The 20,459-nt window shown below is 69.9% G+C and carries 13 protein-coding genes; 6 read left to right on the forward strand and 7 right to left on the reverse strand.

The genetic code is table 11. From position 1 onward, the window contains the following. The first annotated feature begins 13 nt into the window (after positions 1–13). Positions 14–1,693, forward strand: coding sequence for a glycoside hydrolase family 13 protein (locus tag BN159_RS30700; protein ID WP_041820044.1), 1,680 nt, complete (start codon positions 14–16; stop codon positions 1,691–1,693). 64 nt (positions 1,694–1,757) lie between these two features. Here BN159_RS30700 and BN159_RS30705 read toward each other — a convergent pair whose 3' ends face one another. Further along, complete coding sequence (locus BN159_RS30705; RefSeq protein ID WP_015660914.1) at positions 1,758–3,824, reverse strand: carbohydrate-binding module family 20 domain-containing protein; 2,067 nt, start codon at positions 3,822–3,824, stop codon at positions 1,758–1,760. 208 nt (positions 3,825–4,032) lie between these two features. Here BN159_RS30705 and BN159_RS30710 point away from each other — a divergent pair, with 208 nt between their 5' ends. The 4 genes from BN159_RS30710 (at position 4,033) to BN159_RS30725 (ending at position 13,019) form a co-directional block, all read left to right on the forward strand. After that, positions 4,033–5,409: an alpha-amylase gene (locus tag BN159_RS30710; RefSeq protein ID WP_015660915.1), complete on the forward strand. Its 1,377-nt coding sequence runs from the start codon at positions 4,033–4,035 to the stop codon at positions 5,407–5,409. A 129-nt stretch (positions 5,410–5,538) separates the two neighbouring features. Then, a complete protein-coding gene (pulA, locus tag BN159_RS30715) occupies positions 5,539–10,938 on the forward strand; it encodes a pullulanase-type alpha-1,6-glucosidase (protein WP_015660916.1) in 5,400 nt (1,799 codons plus the stop codon). 82 nt (positions 10,939–11,020) lie between these two features. After that, complete coding sequence (locus tag BN159_RS30720) at positions 11,021–12,637, forward strand: fused response regulator/phosphatase (RefSeq protein ID WP_015660917.1); 1,617 nt, start codon at positions 11,021–11,023, stop codon at positions 12,635–12,637. A 28-nt stretch (positions 12,638–12,665) separates the two neighbouring features. Next, the gene (locus BN159_RS30725; protein WP_015660918.1) at positions 12,666–13,019 is read left to right on the forward strand and encodes a 5-carboxymethyl-2-hydroxymuconate Delta-isomerase; all 354 of its coding nucleotides are present in this window, start codon (positions 12,666–12,668) and stop codon (positions 13,017–13,019) included. Positions 13,020–13,028: 9 nt separating this feature from the next. Here BN159_RS30725 and BN159_RS30730 read toward each other — a convergent pair whose 3' ends face one another. From BN159_RS30730 to BN159_RS30750, 5 genes are all read right to left on the reverse strand, one after another. Further along, positions 13,029–13,727, reverse strand: coding sequence for a TetR/AcrR family transcriptional regulator (locus BN159_RS30730; RefSeq protein ID WP_086016470.1), 699 nt, complete (start codon positions 13,725–13,727; stop codon positions 13,029–13,031). 57 nt (positions 13,728–13,784) lie between these two features. After that, positions 13,785–14,831 carry a PDR/VanB family oxidoreductase gene (locus tag BN159_RS30735; protein ID WP_015660920.1) on the reverse strand — a complete coding sequence of 349 codons (1,047 nt, stop codon included), beginning with the start codon at positions 14,829–14,831 and terminating at the stop codon, positions 13,785–13,787. Beyond that, positions 14,831–15,745: a metal-dependent hydrolase gene (locus BN159_RS30740; protein ID WP_015660921.1), complete on the reverse strand. Its 915-nt coding sequence runs from the start codon at positions 15,743–15,745 to the stop codon at positions 14,831–14,833. The genes BN159_RS30735 and BN159_RS30740 overlap by 1 nt, the downstream gene beginning before the upstream one ends. Positions 15,746–15,823: 78 nt before the next feature. Further along, a complete protein-coding gene (locus tag BN159_RS30745; RefSeq protein ID WP_015660922.1) occupies positions 15,824–17,749 on the reverse strand; it encodes a hypothetical protein in 1,926 nt (641 codons plus the stop codon). A 49-nt stretch (positions 17,750–17,798) separates the two neighbouring features. Further along, on the reverse strand, positions 17,799–18,299 hold the full coding sequence (locus BN159_RS30750) for a tetratricopeptide repeat protein (RefSeq protein ID WP_193384297.1): 501 nt from the start codon (positions 18,297–18,299) through the stop codon (positions 17,799–17,801). Between the two features lie 101 nt (positions 18,300–18,400). On the opposite strand from BN159_RS30750, the gene BN159_RS30755 reads away from it, so the two are divergent. Then, the gene (locus BN159_RS30755; RefSeq protein ID WP_041822027.1) at positions 18,401–18,826 is read left to right on the forward strand and encodes a hypothetical protein; all 426 of its coding nucleotides are present in this window, start codon (positions 18,401–18,403) and stop codon (positions 18,824–18,826) included. A 51-nt stretch (positions 18,827–18,877) separates the two neighbouring features. Here BN159_RS30755 and BN159_RS30760 read toward each other — a convergent pair whose 3' ends face one another. After that, positions 18,878–20,413 carry a DUF1996 domain-containing protein gene (locus BN159_RS30760; protein ID WP_015660925.1) on the reverse strand — a complete coding sequence of 512 codons (1,536 nt, stop codon included), beginning with the start codon at positions 20,411–20,413 and terminating at the stop codon, positions 18,878–18,880. Positions 20,414–20,459: the final 46 nt, after the last annotated feature.

Genomic DNA, 20,459 nt, shown 5'->3' on the forward strand with positions numbered 1-20,459 from the left:
TATCAAGGACACCATGAGCCAGCACTCCGCCGACCCGGCACCGACCTCCGCCGTCGCCACCGTCGCTCATCGTCGCGACTGGTGGCGGGACGCGGTGATCTACCAGGTCTATCCGCGCAGCTTCGCCGACAGCAACGGCGACGGCATGGGCGACCTGGAAGGCGTACGCTCCCGACTTCCCTATCTGCGCGACCTCGGCGTGGACGCCGTGTGGCTGAGCCCCTTCTACGCCTCGCCGCAGGCCGACGCCGGCTATGACGTCGCCGACTACCGGGCCGTCGACCCCATGTTCGGCAACCTCCTCGACGCCGACGCGCTCATCCGCGACGCGCACGAGGTGGGCCTGCGCATCATCGTCGACCTCGTGCCCAACCACTCCTCCGACCAGCACGAGTGGTTCAAGCGGGCGCTGCGCGAGGGCCCCGGCTCCGCGCTGCGCGACCGCTACCACTTCCGCCCCGGCAAGGGCGAGAACGGCGAACTGCCGCCCAACGACTGGGAGTCCATCTTCGGCGGCCCGGCGTGGACCCGGGTCACGGAGCCGGACGGCACGCCCGGCGAGTGGTACCTGCACCTCTTCGCCCCGGAGCAGCCCGACTTCAACTGGGAGCACCCGGCCGTCGGCGACGAGTTCCGCTCGATCCTGCGGTTCTGGCTGGACATGGGCGTCGACGGTTTCCGGATCGACGTCGCACACGGCATGGTCAAGGCCGAGGGACTGCCGGACCTGGGATCCCACGATCAGCTCAAGCTGCTGGGCAACGATGTCATGCCGTTCTTCGACCAGGACGGCGTGCACGACATCTACCGCAAGTGGCGGCTGATCCTCGACGAGTACGACGGTGAGCGCATCTTCGTCGCCGAGGCGTGGACGCCGACCGTCGAGCGCACCGCGAACTACGTCCGCCCCGACGAGCTGCACCAGGCCTTCAACTTCCAGTACCTGGGCACCGAATGGGGCGCCGAGGAGCTGCGCACCTGCATCGACCGCACGCTGGAGGCGATGCGCCCGGTGGGCGCCCCGGCGACCTGGGTCCTGTCGAACCACGACGTGACCCGGCACGCCACCCGCTTCGCCAACCCGCCCGGCCTGGGCACCCAGATCCGCACGGCGGGCGACCGCGAACTGGGCCTGCGCCGCGCACGGGCGGCCACGCTCCTGATGCTGGCGCTGCCGGGTTCGGCGTACGTCTACCAGGGCGAGGAGCTGGGCCTGCCGGACGTCGTAGACCTGCCCGACGAGGTGCGCCAGGACCCGGCGTTCTTCCGCGGCGCGGGCCAGGACGGCTTCCGCGACGGCTGCCGGGTGCCGATCCCGTGGACCCGCGAGGGGTCGTCGTACGGCTTCGGCAGCGGTGGCAGCTGGCTGCCGCAGCCGTCGGTCTGGGCCGAGCTGAGCGTGGAGGCGCAGTCCGGCACCGCGGGTTCGACCCTGGAGCTGTACCGCGCGGCCCTGGCCGCCCGCCGCGAGCACCCGGACCTGGGCGCCGGCGATGCGGTGGAATGGCTGAAGGCCCCCGAGGGCGTGCTGGCCTTCCGCCGCGGCGAGTTCGTCTGCGTCGCCAACACGACCGGCGAGTCGGTGACCACCCCGGCCCACGGCCGCCTGCTCCTCGCCAGCGGCGAGATCGCCGAGGTGGACGGCGAGGCCAAGCTCCCCGCCGACACCACGGCCTGGTGGACGACCGCCTGACAGTCGGTACCCACACCAACAGAGGGCCCGCTTCGGCGGGCCCTCTGTCGTGTCACTGCGGGGTCTACTTCCAGGTGTCGGCCGTCGAGTAGCCCGACGAACTGCCCGTCGTGTAGGAGCGGTTGGTGCCAGACTCCCAGGTCACGTTCCCGGAGCCGTCCTTCTTGATGAATTTGTACGCGAAGGCCGTGCTCTTCGGCACGATCACCAGCTTGCTCCACGTCGGGTACGACGCCGACGACAGCGGGATGGCGTCGTCGGTGTCCCAGGAGCCGAGCGAGGCGGTCGAGCCGACCACGTAGACGTTGGTGCCGAAGTCCGTGGTGGCCGTGACATTGAAGGTGACGTCGGTGGCGTCGGCGCTCGCCACGTTCCAGGAGTTGTTGAAGGCCGGCGCCGAAGTCGTGGTCGCCCCGGACCGGTTGGCGTTGGACTCCCAGGTGACGTTGCCGGAGCTGTCCTTCTTTATGTATTTGAACTCGAAGGACGTGTTGACCGGCACGCTCACCGCGCCGGACCAGACCGGGTAGCCGGACGACGACAGCTTCACCGCCTGGGAGGTGTCCCAGTTGCCCAGCGCCGCGATCGAGCCGACGACGTACACGTCCTGGCCGGAGCTGGTGGCCGCGTACTCGTTGAAGGTCGCCGTCACCGTCGAGGTTCCGTCGTCCGGTTCCTCGCAGGCGGTGTCGCAGGGTGTGAACTCACCGTCGTAGAAGGCGACGGCGCTCTTCGCGGGGATCGTCAGCGTCGCGTTGCCGCCGGACACCGTCACCGTCGAGGCGCCGTTGTCGACGACGTTGGCGTAGCTGCCGTCGGCCATGCCGGTCGCGAAGGTGTACGTCGCCGCCGACGAGCCGTTGTTGATCGCGACATAGCCGGCCGTGCCGCGTCCGAAGCCGATGACGCTCGGCGACTTGCTCGACCAGTTGGTCACCGACTCCGAGCCGACCGCGTTGTGCCACTTCACCATGCCGTTGATCGCGGTGTCCCGCTGGAGGCAGTACCAGCCGGAGGCACAGTTCGTGTCGGTCACGAACCCGTTCGAGTTCGGGGGTGCCTGGTCGGAGGAGGAGAACTCGAAGCCCGAGTAGACCGTCGGCGTCGACCACTTGTAGGCGAGCTGGAAGATGTTGGCCAGCCGGTAGGTGTCGCCGTCCTTGTAGCTCAGGTGCAGGCCGTTGCGCTCGGTGTCGTGGTTGGTCACGAAGGACACCGAGTCGGCGGGGGTCAGCGCACCGGAGGACGGCAGTGACTCCAGGTCGCTGATGTTGCCCTGGAACGACGACTTCACCCTGCTTGCGTAGGAGAAGTCCAGTACGTCACCGGCGGAGTAGTAGTCCGAGGCGGCCGGGGTCGAGCCCGGGTACACCTCCTGGAAGATGTACGGCTCCGCCCCTGCGGTCGTGTTGTCCAGCTTCGCCCAGATCGCGTTGAGGTCGGCCACCGGCATGTGCTTGGCCGCGTCGATCCGGAAGCCGTCGACCCCCAGGGCGATCTGCTTGTTCAGGTAGGCGGCGATGCCCGAGCGGACGTCGTCGTCCTCCGTCTCCAGGTCGGGCAGGCCGAGCAGTTCGCAGTTCTGGATCTCGGTGAGGTTGGACCAGTCGTCGATGATCAGGTCGGAGTCGTTGCACTCCGCCGAGGTGTGGAAGTCGTCCGGGTCCCAGTCGGGGGTGTCGTACTTGTTGCTGATCGTCGTGCCGTTGTAGCCGGTGCCGGTCTGGGCGGCGGTGTGGTTGATCACCGCGTCCGTGTACACCTTCACACCCGCGTCATGGCAGGCGTCCACCATCGAGGCGAAGTCGGCCGCCGTCCCGAAGCGGCCGCTGAGCTCGTAGGAGTAGGGCTGGTAGACGTCCCACCAGTAGTAGTTGGTCTGCTTCAGCGACTCGGCGGGCGGGGCCACCCACACCGCGCCGTAGCCGTTCGGTCCGAGCACGTCCGTGCACTCGGCGGCTACCGAGTCCCAGTTGTAGGACCACAGGTTGGCGATCACATCGCCGGAGGTCGTGGCGTCGGCCTGCGCCGCGGGGGCGGGGAGGGCGATCGCCCCGGCCAGGGCGAGGGCGCCCGCGGCTGTCAGACTCGCGGTGCGGCGAAGCGCACCGGGTGGTCGGTGTCTGCTCATGTGCGGCTCCGGAAGAGGGGGTTGGCTTGCAAGAGGATTCACCGTGTTTCAACAACTGGTGAGCGTGCGGGAGTTGAGAGGGACGCGTCAATAGGTGGTTGAAACTTCTTGCTGTGAGTTTCAAGTCTCTTGCTGTAAACGTTTCGTTAGGGGTACGTTCCGCGAACGCCGGGCAAAGACGCCTGGCCATCCCCCCAAGGAGCCACCCGTGATACGCAGATGGTCCGTCGCCGCGACGGCGCTCACCGCCACGGCGGCCGGCGTGCTGACCCCCACAGCCGCGTACGCCTCGCCGCCCGGCACCAAGGACGTCACCGCGGTGATGTTCGAGTGGAACTTCGCCTCCGTCGCCAAGGAGTGCACCAACACCCTCGGCCCCGCCGGTTACGGCTACGTCCAGGTCTCGCCGCCCGCCGAGCACATCCAGGGCGCGCAGTGGTGGACGTCGTACCAGCCGGTCAGTTACAAGATCGCCGGGCGGCTCGGCGACCGTACCGCCTTCCAGAACATGGTCAACACCTGTCACGCGGCCGGGGTGAAGGTCGTCGTCGACACCGTCGTCAACCACATGTCCGCGGGCAGCGGCACCGGCACCGGCGGATCGTCGTACAGCAAGTACAACTACCCCGGCCTGTACTCCTCCTACGACTTCGACAACTGCACCAGCCAGATCACCAACTACCAGGACCGCTGGAACGTCCAGAACTGCGAGCTCGTCGGGCTCGCCGACCTCGACACCGGGGAGTCCTACGTCCGCGGCGCCATCGCCGGGTACATGAACGACCTGCTCTCGCTCGGCGTCGACGGCTTCCGGATCGACGCGGCCAAGCACATCCCCGCCGCCGACCTGGCCAACATCAAGTCGCGCCTCACCAACACCTCCGTGTACTGGAAGCAGGAGGTCATCTACGGCAGCGGCGAGGCCGTCCAGCCCACCGAGTACACGGGCAACGGCGACGTCCAGGAGTTCCGCTACGCCTACGACCTCAAGCGCGTCTTCAACAACGAGAACCTCGCCTACCTGAAGAACTACGGCGAGGGCTGGGGCTACATGAGCAGCTCGGTCTCCGGTGTCTTCGTCGACAACCACGACACCGAGCGCAACGGCTCCACGCTCAACTACAAGGACGGGGCGAACTACACCCTCGCCAACGTCTTCATGCTCGCCTACCCCTACGGCGCCCCGGACATCAACTCCGCCTACGAGTGGTCCGACACCGACGCGGGCCCGCCCAACGGCGGCACGGTCAACGCCTGCTGGCAGGACGGCTGGAAGTGCCAGCACAAGTGGCCCGAGATCCAGCGCATGGTCGCCTTCCGCAACGCCACCCGCGGCGAGGCGGTGACCAACTGGTGGGACAACGGCGCCGACGCCATCGCCTTCGGCCGGGGCAGCAAGGGCTACGTCGCCATCAACCACGAGTCGGGCAGCCTGACCCGCACCTACCAGACCTCCCTGCCCGCGGGGACGTACTGCAACGTGCAGAACAACACGACCGTGTCCGTGAACTCCAGTGGTCAGTTCTCGGCCACTCTCGGCTCCAACACGGCGCTGGCGATCTACGCGGGCAAGTCCAGCTGCTGAGCCGCGAGCGGCCTCCGGAGCTGAAAGCTCTTACCAATCATTTCAGGACTCTTGCTGTAACGCTTACGGCGGCGATACGGTCGCGCGGGGTCGGACCCAACAGAGCCGTATCGCAAGGAGTTCACGTCAGTGATACCTAGATGGCCGGCGTCGCCCAGGCGCCGAACCGCGCAGGCCGGACGGGTCGCCGCGGTCACCGTGACCGCGCTGGCCGCAGCGCTCGTCCAGCCGCTGGCGGCGCGGGCCGGGACCCCGCCCGCGCCCCCGTCGGACGCGAGGCTCGCGGCCGAACCCGCCCGGCACGACGTCACCCGCGAGCAGTTCTACTTCGTGCTCCCGGACCGCTTCGCCAACGGCGACACCGGCAACGACAAGGGCGGACTGACCGGTTCGCGCCTCTCGACCGGGTACGACCCCACCGACAAGGGCTTCTACCAGGGCGGCGACCTCAAGGGTCTGACCAAGAAGCTCGACTACATCAAGGGCCTCGGCACCACCTCCATCTGGATGGCGCCGATCTTCAAGAACCAGCCCGTGCAGGGGACGGGTGCGAATGCCTCCGCCGGCTACCACGGGTACTGGATCACCGACTTCACCCAGGTCGACCCGCACTTCGGGACCAACCAGGACCTGGAGAACCTCATCGCCAAGGCGCACGCCAAGGGCATGAAGGTCTACTTCGACGTCATCACCAACCACACCGCCGACGTCGTCGACTACGAGGAGAAGTCCTACGACTACCTCGCCAAGGGCGCCTTCCCGTACCTGACGAAGGACGGCGAGCCCTTCGACGACGCCGACTATGCGGGAACAGGGGACTTCCCCGAGGTCGACGCCGACTCCTTCCCCCGTACGCCCAAGGCAGCCAAGAACAACAAGGTCCCGTCGTGGCTCAACGACCCGACGATGTACCACAACCGGGGCGATTCCACCTTCGCCGGCGAGAGCGCCCTGCACGGTGACTTCTCCGGGCTCGACGACCTGTGGACCGAGCGTCCCGAGGTGGTCAGCGGGATGGAGAAGATCTACCAGCGGTGGGTCAGGGACTTCGACATCGACGGCTTCCGCATCGACACCGTGAAGCACGTCAACATGGAGTTCTGGACCCAGTGGGCCACCGCCCTCGACTCCTACGCGGCCCAGCAGGGCCGGGACGACTTCTTCATGTTCGGCGAGGTGTACTCGGCCGACCCGGACATCACGTCCCCGTACGTCACCCAGGGCCGCCTGGACGCCACGCTCGACTTCCCCTTCCAGGAGGCGGCCCGGCAGTACGCCTCCCAGGGCGGCAGCGCGCAGCGGCTCGCGTCCGTATTCGGCGCGGACTACAAGTACACGACCGGCAAGGCCAACGCGTACGAGCAGGTCACCTTCCTCGGCAACCATGACATGGGCCGCATCGGGTACTTCCTGAACCAGGACGACAAGGACGCGACCGACGCCGAGCTGCTGAAGAAGGCGAAGCTCGCCAACGAGCTGATGTTCCTCAACCGCGGCAACCCGGTCGTCTACTACGGCGACGAGCAGGGCTTCACCGGCTCCGGCGGCGACAAGGACGCCCGCCAGACCCTGTTCGCCTCCAAGACCGCCGACTACCTGGCCGACGACCAGATCGGCACCGACCGCACCCACGCCGAGGACGCCTACGACACGAGTGCACCGCTCTACAAGCAGATCAGTGCTCTCGCCAAGCTCCGCAAGGCCCACCCGGCCCTGACGGACGGCGTCCAGACCGAGCGCTACGCGGCCGACGGCGCCGGCGTCTACGCCGTCTCCCGCACCGACGCGAAGACGGGCACCGAGTACGTCGTCGCCTTCAACAACGCGGACGACGCGAAGACGGCGACCTTCGCGACCGGTTCCGCGAACATGGCGTTCCGGGGCATCTACGGCACCGACACGGCGGACACCACCGTCACCTCCGACGCCGACAAGAAGCTCACCGTCACCGTCCCCGCCGGATCCGCCGTGGTCCTCAAGGCCACCGGCCGCCTCGGCGCCCCCGCCGCCAAGCCGACCCTCACCCTCAAGGCCCCGGCCACCGGCGCCACCGGCACCGTCGAGATCGGCGCCGACGTCGACGGCGGACAGCTCAACCGCGTCGTCTTCGCCGCCCAGACCGGCGACGGCAAGTGGCGGACGCTCGGCTCCGCCGACCACGCCCCGTACAAGGTCACCCAGGTCATCGGCAAGGACGTACCGGCCGGCACCGCCCTGCGCTACAAGGCCGTCGTGATCGACTCGGCCGGCCGTACCGCGAGCGCCACCGCCGCCTCCACCACCGGCACCCCGCCCGCCGAGGAGATCCCCACCGCCTCCTCCCGGGACTACGCGATCGTCCACTACAAGCGCGCGGACGGCGACTACACGAACTGGGGCCTGTACGCCTGGGGCGACCTCGCCGAGGGCGAGTCCACCAACTGGCCCGACAGCCACCCCTTCATCGGCCGGGACGCCTACGGCGCCTTCGCCTACGTCAAGCTGAAGCCGGGCGCCTCCAGCATCGGGTACCTGGTCATCGACAAGGACGGCAACAAGGACGTCTCCGCCGACCGCACGATCGACGTCACCAAGCACGGCGAGATCTGGATCGAGCAGGGCAAGGAGGCCGTACAGACCGAGCGGCCCGAGTACCCGGCGCAGGACAAGACCAAGGCGGTCCTGCACTACCACCGCGCGGACGGCAACTACGACGGCTGGGGCCTGCACACCTGGACGGGTGCCGCGAACCCCACCGAGTGGTCGAACCCGCTGAAGCCGGTGAAGACTGATGCCTATGGCGCGGTTTTCGAGGTACCGCTCACCGACGGTGCCACCAGCCTCAGCTACATCCTGCACAAGGGCGACGAGAAGGACCTGCCCGCCGACCAGTCGCTGGACCTCAAGGCCAACGGCCACGAGGTGTGGCTGGTGAGCGGCCAGGAGAAGTACCTCCTCCCGCAGCCCGCGGGCAGCGCGGCCGCGCTCGACCTGACCACCTCCAAGGCGGTCTGGATCGACCGGAACACCGTCGCCTGGAACGGCTCCGAGGCGGCCGCCTCCACCCAACTGCTCTACTCCGGCACCGGCTCGATCGCCGTCAAGGACGGCGCCCTGACCGGCGACGACCAGCAGTGGCTGCGCCTGTCGAAGAGCACGCTCAGCGACGCCCAGAAGGCGAAGTTCCCGCACCTGAAGGCGTACACCGCCTGGACCGTCGACCCCCGTGACCGGGACCGGGTCCGCGAGGCCCTGCGCGGCCAGGTCGTCGCCTCCCAGCGCGCGGCCAACGGCGCCGTCCTCACCGCGACCGGTGTGCAGATCGCGGGCGTCCTGGACGACCTGTACGACGCCACGCAGGCCGACCTCGGCCCGACGTTCAGCAAGGGGCGGCCCACGCTGTCCGTCTGGGCGCCCACCGCGCAGTCCGTCAAGCTGGAGATCGGTGACTCCACCGTCGCCATGAAGCGGAACGCGACCACCGGCGTCTGGTCCGTCACCGGCCCGACGACCTGGAAGAACAAGCCCTACCGGTACGTCGTGAAGGTGTGGGCGCCCAGCGTCCGCCAAATCGTCACCAACAAGGTCACCGACCCCTACTCCCTCGCCCTGACCGCCGACTCCGCGCGCAGCCTCGTCGTCGACCTCGGCGACAAGTCGCTCGCCCCGGCGGGCTGGTCGACGTACACCAAGCCCAAGGCGGTGCCGCTGAAGGACGCGCAGATCCAGGAACTGCACGTCCGGGACTTCTCGGTGGAGGACCGCACGGCCTCCGACCGGGGCACCTACCGGGCCTTCACCGACAAGCTCAGCGACGGCTCCAAGCACCTGCGCAAGCTGGCCGAGGCGGGCACCTCGTACGTCCATCTGCTGCCCGCCTTCGACATCGCCACGATCCCCGAACTCCGCAAGGACCAGGCGACCGCCGACTGCGATCTGGCCTCCTACCCGGCCGACTCCGAGGAGCAGCAGGCGTGCGTGGCGAAGATCGCCGCGAAGGACGCCTACAACTGGGGCTACGACCCGTACCACTACACGGTCCCCGAGGGCTCCTACTCGACCGACCCGGACGGCACCACCCGCAACGTCGAGTTCCGTCAGATGGTCAAGGCGCTCAACGAGGACGGCCTCAGGGTCGTCATGGACGTGGTCTACAACCACACCGCCGCCGGCGGCCAGGCGCAGACCTCCGTCCTCGACCGGATCGTGCCCGGCTACTACCAGCGGCTCCTCGCCGACGGCTCGGTCGCCAACAGCACCTGCTGCGCCAACACGGCCACCGAGAACGCCATGATGGGCAAGCTCGTCGTGGACTCGATCGTCACCTGGGCCAAGGAGTACAAGGTCGACGGCTTCCGCTTCGACCTCATGGGCCACCACCCGAAGGAGAACATCCTCGCGGTCCGCAAGGCCCTCGACGCGCTGACCCTGGAGAAGGACGGCGTCGACGGCAAGAAGATCATCCTGTACGGCGAGGGCTGGAACTTCGGCGAGATCGCCGACGACGCCCGCTTCGTCCAGGCCACCCAGAAGAACATGGCCGGCACCGGCGTCGCCACCTTCTCCGACCGCGCCCGTGACGCGGTGCGCGGCGGCGGCCCCTTCGACGAGGACCCGGGCATCCAGGGCTTCGCCTCCGGCCTGTACACCGAGCCCAACTCCTCGAAGAACAACGGCACCACGGCCGAGCAGAAGGCCCGGCTGCTGCACTACCAGGACCTGATCAAGGTGGGCCTGTCCGGCAACCTCGCCGGCTACCGGTTCACCGACACCAGCGGCAAGGAGGTCAAGGGCGCCGAGGTCGACTACAACGGCCAGCCCGCCGGTTACGCGGACGCCCCGGGCGACGCGCTCGCCTACGCCGACGCGCACGACAACGAGTCCCTGTTCGACGCCCTCGCGTTCAAGCTGCCCGCGACGACGAGCGCCGACGACCGGGCCCGGATGCAGGTCCTCGCCATGGCGACCGCCACCCTCTCGCAGGGCCCGGCGCTCTCCCAGGCGGGCACCGACCTGCTGCGCTCCAAGTCCCTGGACCGCAACTCCTACGACAGCGGCGACTGGTTCAACGCCATCCACTGGAACTGCGCGGACGGCAACGGCTTCGGCCGCGGGCTGCCGATGGCCGCCGACAACCAGTCCAAGTGGTCGTACGCCAAGCCGCTGCTCGGCGCGGTGAAGGTGGGCTGCGAGCAGATCGAGGGGGCCTCGGCCGCGTACCGTGACCTGCTGCGGATCCGCTCGACGGAGGGCGTGTTCTCGCTCGACACCGCGGAGCGGGTGCAGTCGAAGCTCGGCTTCCCGCTGTCCGGCACGGAGGAGACGCCCGGTGTGATCACCATGACGCTCGGCGACCTCGTGGTCGTGTTCAACGCGACCCCGGACGCGCAGGAGCAGCGGATCGCCGAACTGGCCGGAGAGGGCTACGCGTTGCACAAGGCGCAGGCATCGGGCGCGGATCCTATCGTCAAGGGTTCGTCCTACGAGAAGGAATCCGGCACCTTCGCCGTTCCGGGGCGCACTGTCGCGGTGTTCGCCCGAACCGCCTGACAGCGCACTAGTTTGGGTGGAGCGGACCCTGTTCGGGGGTCCGTTCCACCCTTTTCCTTTCCCCCGCCCCGAGGGCTGTCGGATGGACGGTTACGACAAGCGGCCGGGTGCGACCACCGTGCTGGTCGTGGACGACGTGGCGGCGAACCGGTACGCCATGGGCGCCGTGCTGCGGCGCGCCGGACACCGGGTGGTGCCCGTGGCGAGCGGGGGCGAGGCGCTCGTGGAGCTCGACGCGCGGCTGCACGACGGCGCGCTGCCCGATGTGGCGCTGGTGGACGTCGGGCTGCCGGACATGAGCGGCTTCGAACTGTGCCGCCGGGTGCGGGCCCGGCCCTCCACCGCGACGCTGCCCGTCGTCCACTTCTCCGCCGCCGCCCTCGGCCCGCGCGACCGGTGCCGGGGCCTGGACGCGGGCGGCGATGCCTATCTGACCGTGCCGGCCGAGCCGCAGGAGATCCAGGCCGTGGTCCGGGCGGCGGTGCGCGGGGCGCGTCGGCGCGGTGACTTCGAACTGCTCGCACACCGGCTGACGCTGCTGTCCGAGACGATCGTCACCGTGCAGGCGGCCCGCTGCCCCAGCGAGCTGGCCGACTCCGCCGCCATGGGCGCGGCCCGGCTCACCGGGACCGAAGCCGTCGTCTTCGTGCTCGGCCCCGACGGCACGCTCGACACCGGCACCTCCAGGAGCCGGCTCGCGCTGCCCGACCTCAGTGCCCACGAGGAGGTGACCCGGCTGATCGGCCGGCTCGCCCAGGGCCGCACCGGAGTGCACAGCACCGTGGTGCCCGCCCCGCTGTGGCCCGCCGGGTTCTTCCGGCCCGGACGCCAGGACGACGCCCGGCTGGTGCTGGCGTTCACCCAGGAACGGCGGACCCCGGTGTGCATCGCCACGCCCGCGCACCGCACTCCGCCACCGCGGCCCGTGGACGACGTCTCCCTCCTGCGGCTCGCCCAGGCCACCGCCTTCGCAGCCGGAACCCTGCTGATGTACCAGGCGGAACGGCACATCGCGCTCACCCTCCAGCGCAGCTTCCTGCCCGAGCCGCGGCGCCTGCCCGAACTGCCCGACGTCGACCTGGTCGTGCGGTACGTGCCCGCGTCCCGGGACACCGAGATCGGCGGCGACTTCTACGCCGCCGTGCGTACCCCGAGCGGCTTCCTCACCGCGGTCGGGGACGTCGCCGGGCACTCGCTGGAGGCGGCCACCGTGATGGTCGAGCTCCGGCACGCGCTGCGCGCCTACGGCGTGGCCGACGGTGACCCCAGGGCGCTCGCCGAACGGCTCGACCGGATGCTCCAGCACTACCACCCCGAGGTCACGGCCACCGTCTGCCTGGTGCTCGCCGACCCCGCCACCGGACGGGCCCGGATCGCCAACGCCGGTCACATCCCGCCGCTGATCGTGCGCGAGGGCGGACAGGCGGAGTACGTGAAGGTGTGCGGCCCGCTCCTCGGCCTCGGCCTGGACCGCCCCGAGCCCACCGAGCTCCGCCTCGCCCCCACCGACCGCCTCCTCATGATCACCGACGGTCTCATCGAGACCCGGGGCGTCGACCTCGCCGTATCCCTGGACCAGCTCCGCACGGCCGCCGCCGAAGCCCCACCGGGCCTCGCCCCCCTCTGCGACACCCTCCTGCGCTGCTTCGGCCACGACCGGGAGGACGACATCGCGATGCTGGCGCTGCGGCTAGGGTGAGCGGAGTTGTCGTAGAACAGGAGTGCCCATGCCACAGATTCTCGTCACCCGGACCGGGCGCGACGACGTCGACTGGGAAGGGTTCGCGAGCGAGCTGAACCAGCTGGTCGTCGAGAAGGCGGCCGCGCGTCTGGAGGCATGCAAGACGCAGGTCGTGCGCGGGGAGGATGTCGCGGTCGGCGACGAGGTCGACGGGCACGGCCTCGTGCACGTCACGATCGGCCTGCTCGCCGGTCGCACCGACGAGACGAAGGCGGAGCTGACCGAGGCGGTGGTGGAGCTGCTGCGCAAGTTCATCGGGCCGATGGACGGCTACCGCATGACGCACGTCTCCGCCGAGGTCCGCGACCTCGATCCGTCGTACCGCAAGGCCGAGTTCTAGCCGGTCCCGCTACCGGTCCTCGCCCGCCAGCGTGATCAGCCGCGCCGCCAGGTCGGTGAACGGGCCGTCGGCCGGCTCGTCCTTGAGCAGGCGGCGCAGCAGTGCCGTCAGCTCCGGGTCATGGGCGGCGCTGACGGCGGCCAGCGCGGCGAAGTCCTGCACCAGCTGGACCTCCAGCTCGGCCCGCGGGATGCGCCGGCCGTCCAGCCAGATCAGCGCCGTCGACTCGGCGAGCGAGATCCAGGAGCGGACGACCAGTTCAAGACGCGCGGGCGGGTGCTCGACCCGCAGATGCGAAAGAATCTGGTCGTACGCCGCCTGCCGTACGGAGTCGATGAGCGCGTTCGTGGTCGAGGAGCCGACCGCCGGGCCGCCGCGCATCAGCGCCGAGAAACCGGGCCCGTGCTCGTCGACGAAGTCGAAGTAGCGGCGCATCACCCGCAGCAGCCGCGCCCCCAGCGGACCGTCGTGCGGTTCCACGAACCGGGACGCCAGATCGTCCGAGGCCCGCTTCAACGCGGCCTCGTACAGGCTGAGTTTGCCGGGGAAGTAGTGGTACACCAGCGGACGCGAGATACCCGCGGCGGACGCTATCTCGTCGATGGAGACCTCGTCCGGCGAGCGGCGGCTGAAGAGTTCGAGGGCGACGCCGATCAACTGCTGTCGTCGCTCCTCGACACCCATTCTGCGGCGTACCCCGGTAGTCATACGAACACCTTACCGATCGGATTCGGCCCTCGAACGGACCGCACCGACCAACGGTGTTCACATGTCCAGCACCAGCCGCTCACCGCGTGCCCGTGACACACAGATCAGCATCGAGTCGTCACGCTCCGCGTCCGTGAGCAGCTCGTCCCGGTGCTCCACCTCACCCGCCAGCACCCGCTGTTGGCAGGTCCCGCAGAACCCCTGCTCGCAGGAGTACAGCGTGTCCGGCAGCTCCTTGCGTACGGCGGCCAGCACGGTGGAGTCCGCCGGGACCGTCAACACCCGCCCGCTGCGCCGCAGTTCCACCTCGAAGGCCTCGTTCCCGGCGGTCGAGGCGCTGGGCGTGAACCGCTCCAGATGGACCTGCGGGGCCCGCTCCTCCACCGCCGCCATGAGCCCCTCGGGACCGCAGCAGTAGACGGCCGCGCCCTCCGGGGCCGCCGCGAACAGCGCGTCCAGATCGGGCAGCCCGTCCTCGTCGGCGGCGACGATCCGCACCTGGCCCTGTCCGGCGTCCAGCTTCTCGACCTCCTCCAGGAACGGCATCGACGCCCGCGTCCGCCCGCCGTACAGCAGCCGCCAGTCGGTGCCCTCGGGCAGGGACCGCAGCATCGGCAGGATCGGCGTGATCCCGATGCCCCCGGCGACGAAGACATAGGCGGGCGCCTCGACGAGCGGGAACCGGTTCCGCGGCCCGCGCACCTCCAGCTCAAGCCCTTCCCGCACCTGCTCGTGCACCTCGCGCGAACCGCCCCGCCCGTCCTCCACCAGCCGGGTGGCGACGGTGTACGCGGAGGTGTCCTCCGGGTCCCCGCACAGCGAGTACTGCCGGACCAGACCCGACGGCAGCACCAGGTCCAGATGGGCGCCGGGCTCCCAGCGCGGCAGATCGTGCCCTTCGAGCCGCAGCCGTACGACCCCGTCGGCGACCGTCTCGTGCGCGGTCACCAGCAGTCGCAGCGCCCGCGACCGGGGCCGCCCGGAGATCGGCTCGTCCAGGGCGGGCATCGGCCACAGCGGCGAGTCCTGGATCCGGCGGCGCATCGCCCGTCGGACGACCAGCGCGGCGCCCGCGACGACCACCAACGTCCGCAGCCTGGCCATCACTTGGCCCCCTTCTCCGCGGCGAGCGCGGCGACGGCGGCGGGGGAGGAGGCCAGATAGGCGACCGCCTGCTCGGTGGAGCCCTCCTGGGAGGGGTGGTACTCCCGGCTCAGATAGCGGGGAATCGAGCGGAGCATGTCCTCGGTGGAGGGCAGCACTCCGCGCCGGCCCCGGACGTAGAAGGCGCGGAAGCTCGCCTTGCCCTCGAGCAGGGTCGGGTCGTTCTCCATGAAGAAGCGGGCCCCGCGCTGCCACAGGAACACCAGCGCCGTGAACGCCAGCGCCCAGGTCCGGGCACGGCGCCGATAGGACCCGTCGACATGCATGAACAGCTCGAAGGCCACGGACCGGTGCTCGACCTCTTCGGCGCCGTGCCAGCGCAGCAGGTCCAGCATGGTGGGATCGGCCCCGCGCCGGTCCAGCTCCTCCGCGTTGAGCACCCAGTCGCCGAGGAAGGCGGTGTAGTGCTCGATGGCCGCGATCAGCGCGACCCGCTCCATCAGCCACCAGCGCCGCGCCCGGCCCGGCGGCAGGGTCCGGTCGCCGAGCAGCTTCTCGAAGAACCAGTCCACCTGCGCGGTGTACGGCGTCGGATCGAGGCCCAGCTCCTTCAGATGCGGCAGCACCTCGTCATGGGCCTGGGAGTGCATCGCCTCCTGGCCGATGAACCCGATGACGTCCTCACGCAGCCGCTCGTCCCGGATGTACGGCAGGACCTGCTTGTACACATGCACGAACCACCGCTCACCGGCCGGCAGCAGCAGATGCAGCACATTGATGGTGTGCGTGGCGAACGGATCCCCCGGCACCCAGTGCAACGGGGTGTCCTCCCACGAGAAGGACACCTTGCGCGCCTTCAGCGCGATCCGCTCTTCCTCGACGGGTCGGGGCACCCGGGCCTGCTTGTTAGACATGCTGTCAATGTACTGAGGAGTAAGTCCGAGCAGAACCCCTCTGCACCACGTTCTTTTCCGGCCCGGACACCGGCCCGCCTACTGGAGCCCGCTGATGCCCCGCCCGTCCCTGAGCATGCCCTTCAGCTCGGCCTGCGCGCCCTGCTCGGTCCTCGCGGTCAGCAGATTGGTCCCCGCCGAACCGTTCACCCCGCCCACCGCCCGGATCGACGCCGTGTCCGGACCGCCCGCCGCCAGCAGGTACCAGTCCCCGCCCTTCGCCTTCCACAGCACCCCGGCCAGCACCTGCGGATCACGCGGACCGCACGCCGGGACGTTCTCGGCCTTCGCCGCCACCGCCCCGTACGGGCTGCCCGGGGTGTGGAACTGGGCCAGCACCCGGGTGCCGCCGCCCCGCCAGGTCTCCGCGCGGGTGCACACCCACGCCGCCGAGCCGCTCGCGTCCGGCAGCGGCTGCCGCGCGAACTCCCACACGTTCACCGTCCGCACCCCCTGCGCCCGCACGGCCGACAGCGAGCAGGCGTACGGCGCCCAGGTGCGCGTTCCCGCCGCGCCGGAGGCGTCCTCGACCGCACCCGGCTTCCCGGCGGTCAGCCGCGCCGGGACCAGCTCGCCGAGGTCGGACAGCAACTGCGTCCCCGAGCCGTCGGTGACCTGGAGGACGTTCCACGAGGTGCAGCTCGACTGCTGCGCGGCCGGGCTGGCGAGCGGCGAGGTGGTGCCGTCGGTCAGGGTCAGCGCCATCGCCCCGGAACCCGGCTTCAGCAGATCCCGCTCGGCCGTCTTCTTCACCCACGGCGCCATCAGATAGCGGACGTTGCCGTCGGCCCGCCCCAGCACCACGGCGCTCGCCTCGGCGCCGGTCGCGCCGTCGACCCGCGCGAAGTCCATGGCGGCACCGGCCGTGCCGTCCTTCGGCTCGGCGTAACGGGCGATGCGCAGGCCGTCGTAGAGGATCACCACGCGGGCGTTGTCGACGGTGCCCGCGTACAGGAGCTGCGGTGGGCCGGCGGGGCCGCCGGAGGGGGTGCCGGGGGTGACCGAGACGCGGACCTGTTCGCCGGGGCGGGCCCAGACGGCGAGGGCGCGGCGCAACAGGGCCCGGTCGCCGGTGAGTTCGCCGCGCGCGGGCCAGACGGAGAAGTCGGTGCGCGAGGCGGACTGCCAGGCGGCCGGGGCGACCTTGACCACCCTGCTGGGGTCGAGGGCGGCCTGGGCGGCCGGGTTCTGCGCGTACGAGGGTGCCGCCGCGCCGTCCGGGGCCCAGCCCTCCCCGGGCAGCCCCAGCAGCGCCCCGCACACCACCAGCGCGGCCCCCGCGACCAGCGCCGCCTTCAGGTGCTGACGGCGCCGCATCAGATCGGTGGGCCGGGCCTGGAGCGAACAGGGGTCGAACTCGGGGGAGTCGAGCAGACCGTACTGCTGCGCACCCACCTTCTCCGCCTTCGCCAGCGCCGCGTCCACGTCCGCCACCCCGGCCGCCGTCAGCACCTTGCGTACGTCGCCGTCGGGCAGCTTCTCCAGGCCGCGCAGGACGTAGGCGGCGCGGGCCGGCCCGTCGAGCGCCGACAGTCGCTGGTCGAGGGCGAGTTCGTCGGCGCCGCCCGAGCGGGGGAACAGCTTGAGCCCCCACACCTGGGGCAACAGCGGCGGCAGCTGGGCACGCTTGGGCCAGGCCCGCAGGCTCAGCGGCAGTCCCGCCTCCAGCGCCGTACGCACGACTTGCAGCCGGACGAAGGCGTACCCCGGATCCCCCTCACGCCCCGTGGCCTGAGCCGGAATGACCGGCGTGGACTTCCGCCCCCGGGGCAGCGCGCGCTGGGTGAGCGCATGCGCGGTCAGGACCCGCCGATTGCGCCCGAGCCCCGGCGGCAGCACCAGATAGGCGAGCCGGACCAGCCGGGGGTAGTGCTCGACAAGCGCCGCCTCGGCCTGCTCGACATCGACGACGGAATCAGCGGCGGAAGGGACTGCGGGGCGCGGGGCGACATCCTGTGACTGCACGCCCAGCCAAACGAGCGAACCGTTGGTTGGTCACCGCCACTCGGGTGACTCAGCCCTCGGGCTCCACAAGGGCCCGCGCATAGTTGGCCATCGACCGCTGATAGCGCGGCAGATGGGGCGCCAGCGCCCCGAGCACCAGCGACAGCCCCTCGCGGTCCCGGCCGAGGCTGGACAGGCAGAGGGCGAGCGTGGCCCGTACCGCGTCGTCCAACTCGTCCGAGGGCGCGTCCAGTTCCGGCGTCAGCAGCTTGACGCCCTCCTCGGCCTGTCCGACGTTCCGCAGCGAGCTGGACAGCTGGATCTTCGCCCGGCGGCCCTTGTAGCCGGTCAGGCCGAGGGCGAGGGCCTCCCGGTACAGCGGGACCGCCCGGTCCGAGTGGCCCGTGGAGTCCCAGGCGCAGGCCCGCTCGAAGGGGCCGAGCGGACTGTCGTCGGGGAGCTCGGCGACGAGGGCGTCGATCACGGCCCGGAAGTCGGCGGCCCGCTCCTCGGGGTACTCGTCGAAGGTCGCCCAGGCGGCGGTCACGCGGTCTTCCCAGTCGCTGTTCACCGGGTCACTCTCGCATGCGCGCACGCACTCCGGCAGCGGTATTTTGAGCGCCTGGCGCACGGGAGCCGTATCCACCGGGAGGCCCCTGTATGGAGGAACTGATGAAGGTGACCCGACCGATGCTCGCGGCGGTGGCCGTGCTGGCGCTCGCGGGGTGTGGATCCGGTGGTTCCGGTGCTGATCAGGCCGATGTGCCGGAGACCGCGTCCGGGAGTCTGGAGCAGCTCGCCGCCGAGGTGAAGTGCGCGCCGGACATCCAGATCGACGCCGACGACATCCGCCAGGCCATCTGCAAGGACGACGACGGCAAGTTCATCCTCGCCACCTTCGCCACCGACCGCGGTCAGCGGGAGTGGATCAACGGGGCGAAGGATTACGGGGGGCACTATCTCGTCGGGCGCAAATGGGTGGCCGTCGGGGACGAGACCAGCACGCTGACCGTGCTGCGCAAGACGCTCGGCGGGGATATCGAGGAGGGCAAGGATCACTCCTCGGGTCAGCATTCCGGCGAGCACTCCGGCCACTGAGCACGCGAAAAGCCGGCGGTGAGGAATTCTCACCGCCGGCTTTTCCATGGGTCACTGGCAGCGTGCGCCGTTGTTGATGCAGTTGACCATCTTGTTCATCAGCCTCGTGGAGAAGAAGTTGATGAAGTCGTTGTGGTCGGTGATCGGCTTGTGCAGCTGCTCCGGGAAGGTGTCCACCGCGTACGGGTTCACCACCTGACCGTTCTCGACGGTCGGCGCGGGAACGTCGTAGACCAGCCGGACCTGGAGCTGCGGGATCGCCTTGAAGCCGTTGGCGCAGGTGCCGTCGGCCTGGACGAACGCCACGTGGGTACGGTGGTTGGCGCTGTCGATGTTCTGGCCGTCCCAGCAGCTCTGGAAGTTGGTCGTGCGGACCACGTCACTGCCCTCGGGGCAGATCGGGTATTTGTCCTTGAGCTGGACCTTGTTCTCGAAGCCGGTGCAGCTCCAGTTGACGTTCGCGTTGCCGTTGCCGTTGACGAACGCCTTGGCGTCACCGGTGATGATGCGCAGGGCCTGCGGCATCGCGGTGACCTTGCTCCGCTTGTTGCCGACGAACTTCAGCTGCGCCTGGACGGGTTCGAGGATCTTGCCGACGTTGCCCTCGGTACCGCCACCGGCGTTGTTCTGGTCGAAGTCCTGCGTACCGTCCTGGAGACGGAGCACCGGCCAGAAGTACGACGACCGGTCGCCCTGGTTCTGGCAGGTGGTCTGGGCGTTCGCCAGGTCCTGGTCGCTCGCGAAGGCGTCGTTGCTCTGGTTGCCGACGTAGTCGTGCAGGTGGTGGGCGCCGTTGCTGACACCCGGGGCCACGATCACGTTGTCGGTGTTGTGGTTGTCGTTGCCGTTGGTGCCGCACTTCGTGGTGAAGGTGCCCCGCGAGCCCGACCGGCCGTTAGCCGGGAGACCGTTGGCGCCGACGCCGAGCTGTGCGTTGGCTTGGACCTGGGTGATGTCGACGAAGTCGTCCGCGGCCGGGCCGTTGCCACCCTGGCCGTTGCCGCCCTGGTCCTGGCCACCGTCCTGCTGGCCGTCGTCCGGCTGACCGTCGCCGTTCTGGTCCCCGCCGTCCTGCTGCTGGCCGTCGCCGTCCTGGTTCGCCTCGCCGTCAGTCGTCTGGGCGGGCGTGCCGGTGCAGCCGGACAGGTTGTCCAGGTCCTCCGAGGCGCTGCCACCGACCCGGTTGATCTCCAGCTGGATGCGGTCGATGATCGCCTTCCGCCGGTCCTTCAGCGGCTGGAGAATGGCGTTCTGGACGAAGCTCGAGTCACCGGCCTGTGCGTCCCGCGTGGTCGCGAGCCGCTGGTAGGCCTCGGTGATCTGCTGGTCCAGCGTGGCCAGCTCCCCGTCGACCTCGCCCCGGGCCTGGTCCGGCACCTCGGTGAGCTGCTGGCCGACATCGGGGCAGTCGATCGTGGCGATCTGCGTCGCGGCCGACCTCGTCTGATTCTGCTCAGAGCCCGACTCGTGCGCGGATGCGTAGAAGTTCGCCCAGATCAGCCCGCCCCCACCGAGCGCTAGGGCCGCCGATGCGGCTATGGCCTTGGTGGCCAGCGGCGTACGGCGTTTTCGATTGTTGCGTCCCATGGAACTCCTCTGACTTCCTTGCGGGGCAGCGAGGCGCCCGACAGGA

Origin of the sequence: Streptomyces davaonensis JCM 4913 (genome assembly GCF_000349325.1) — a bacterium.
GTDB classification, from domain to species: domain Bacteria; phylum Actinomycetota; class Actinomycetes; order Streptomycetales; family Streptomycetaceae; genus Streptomyces; species Streptomyces davaonensis.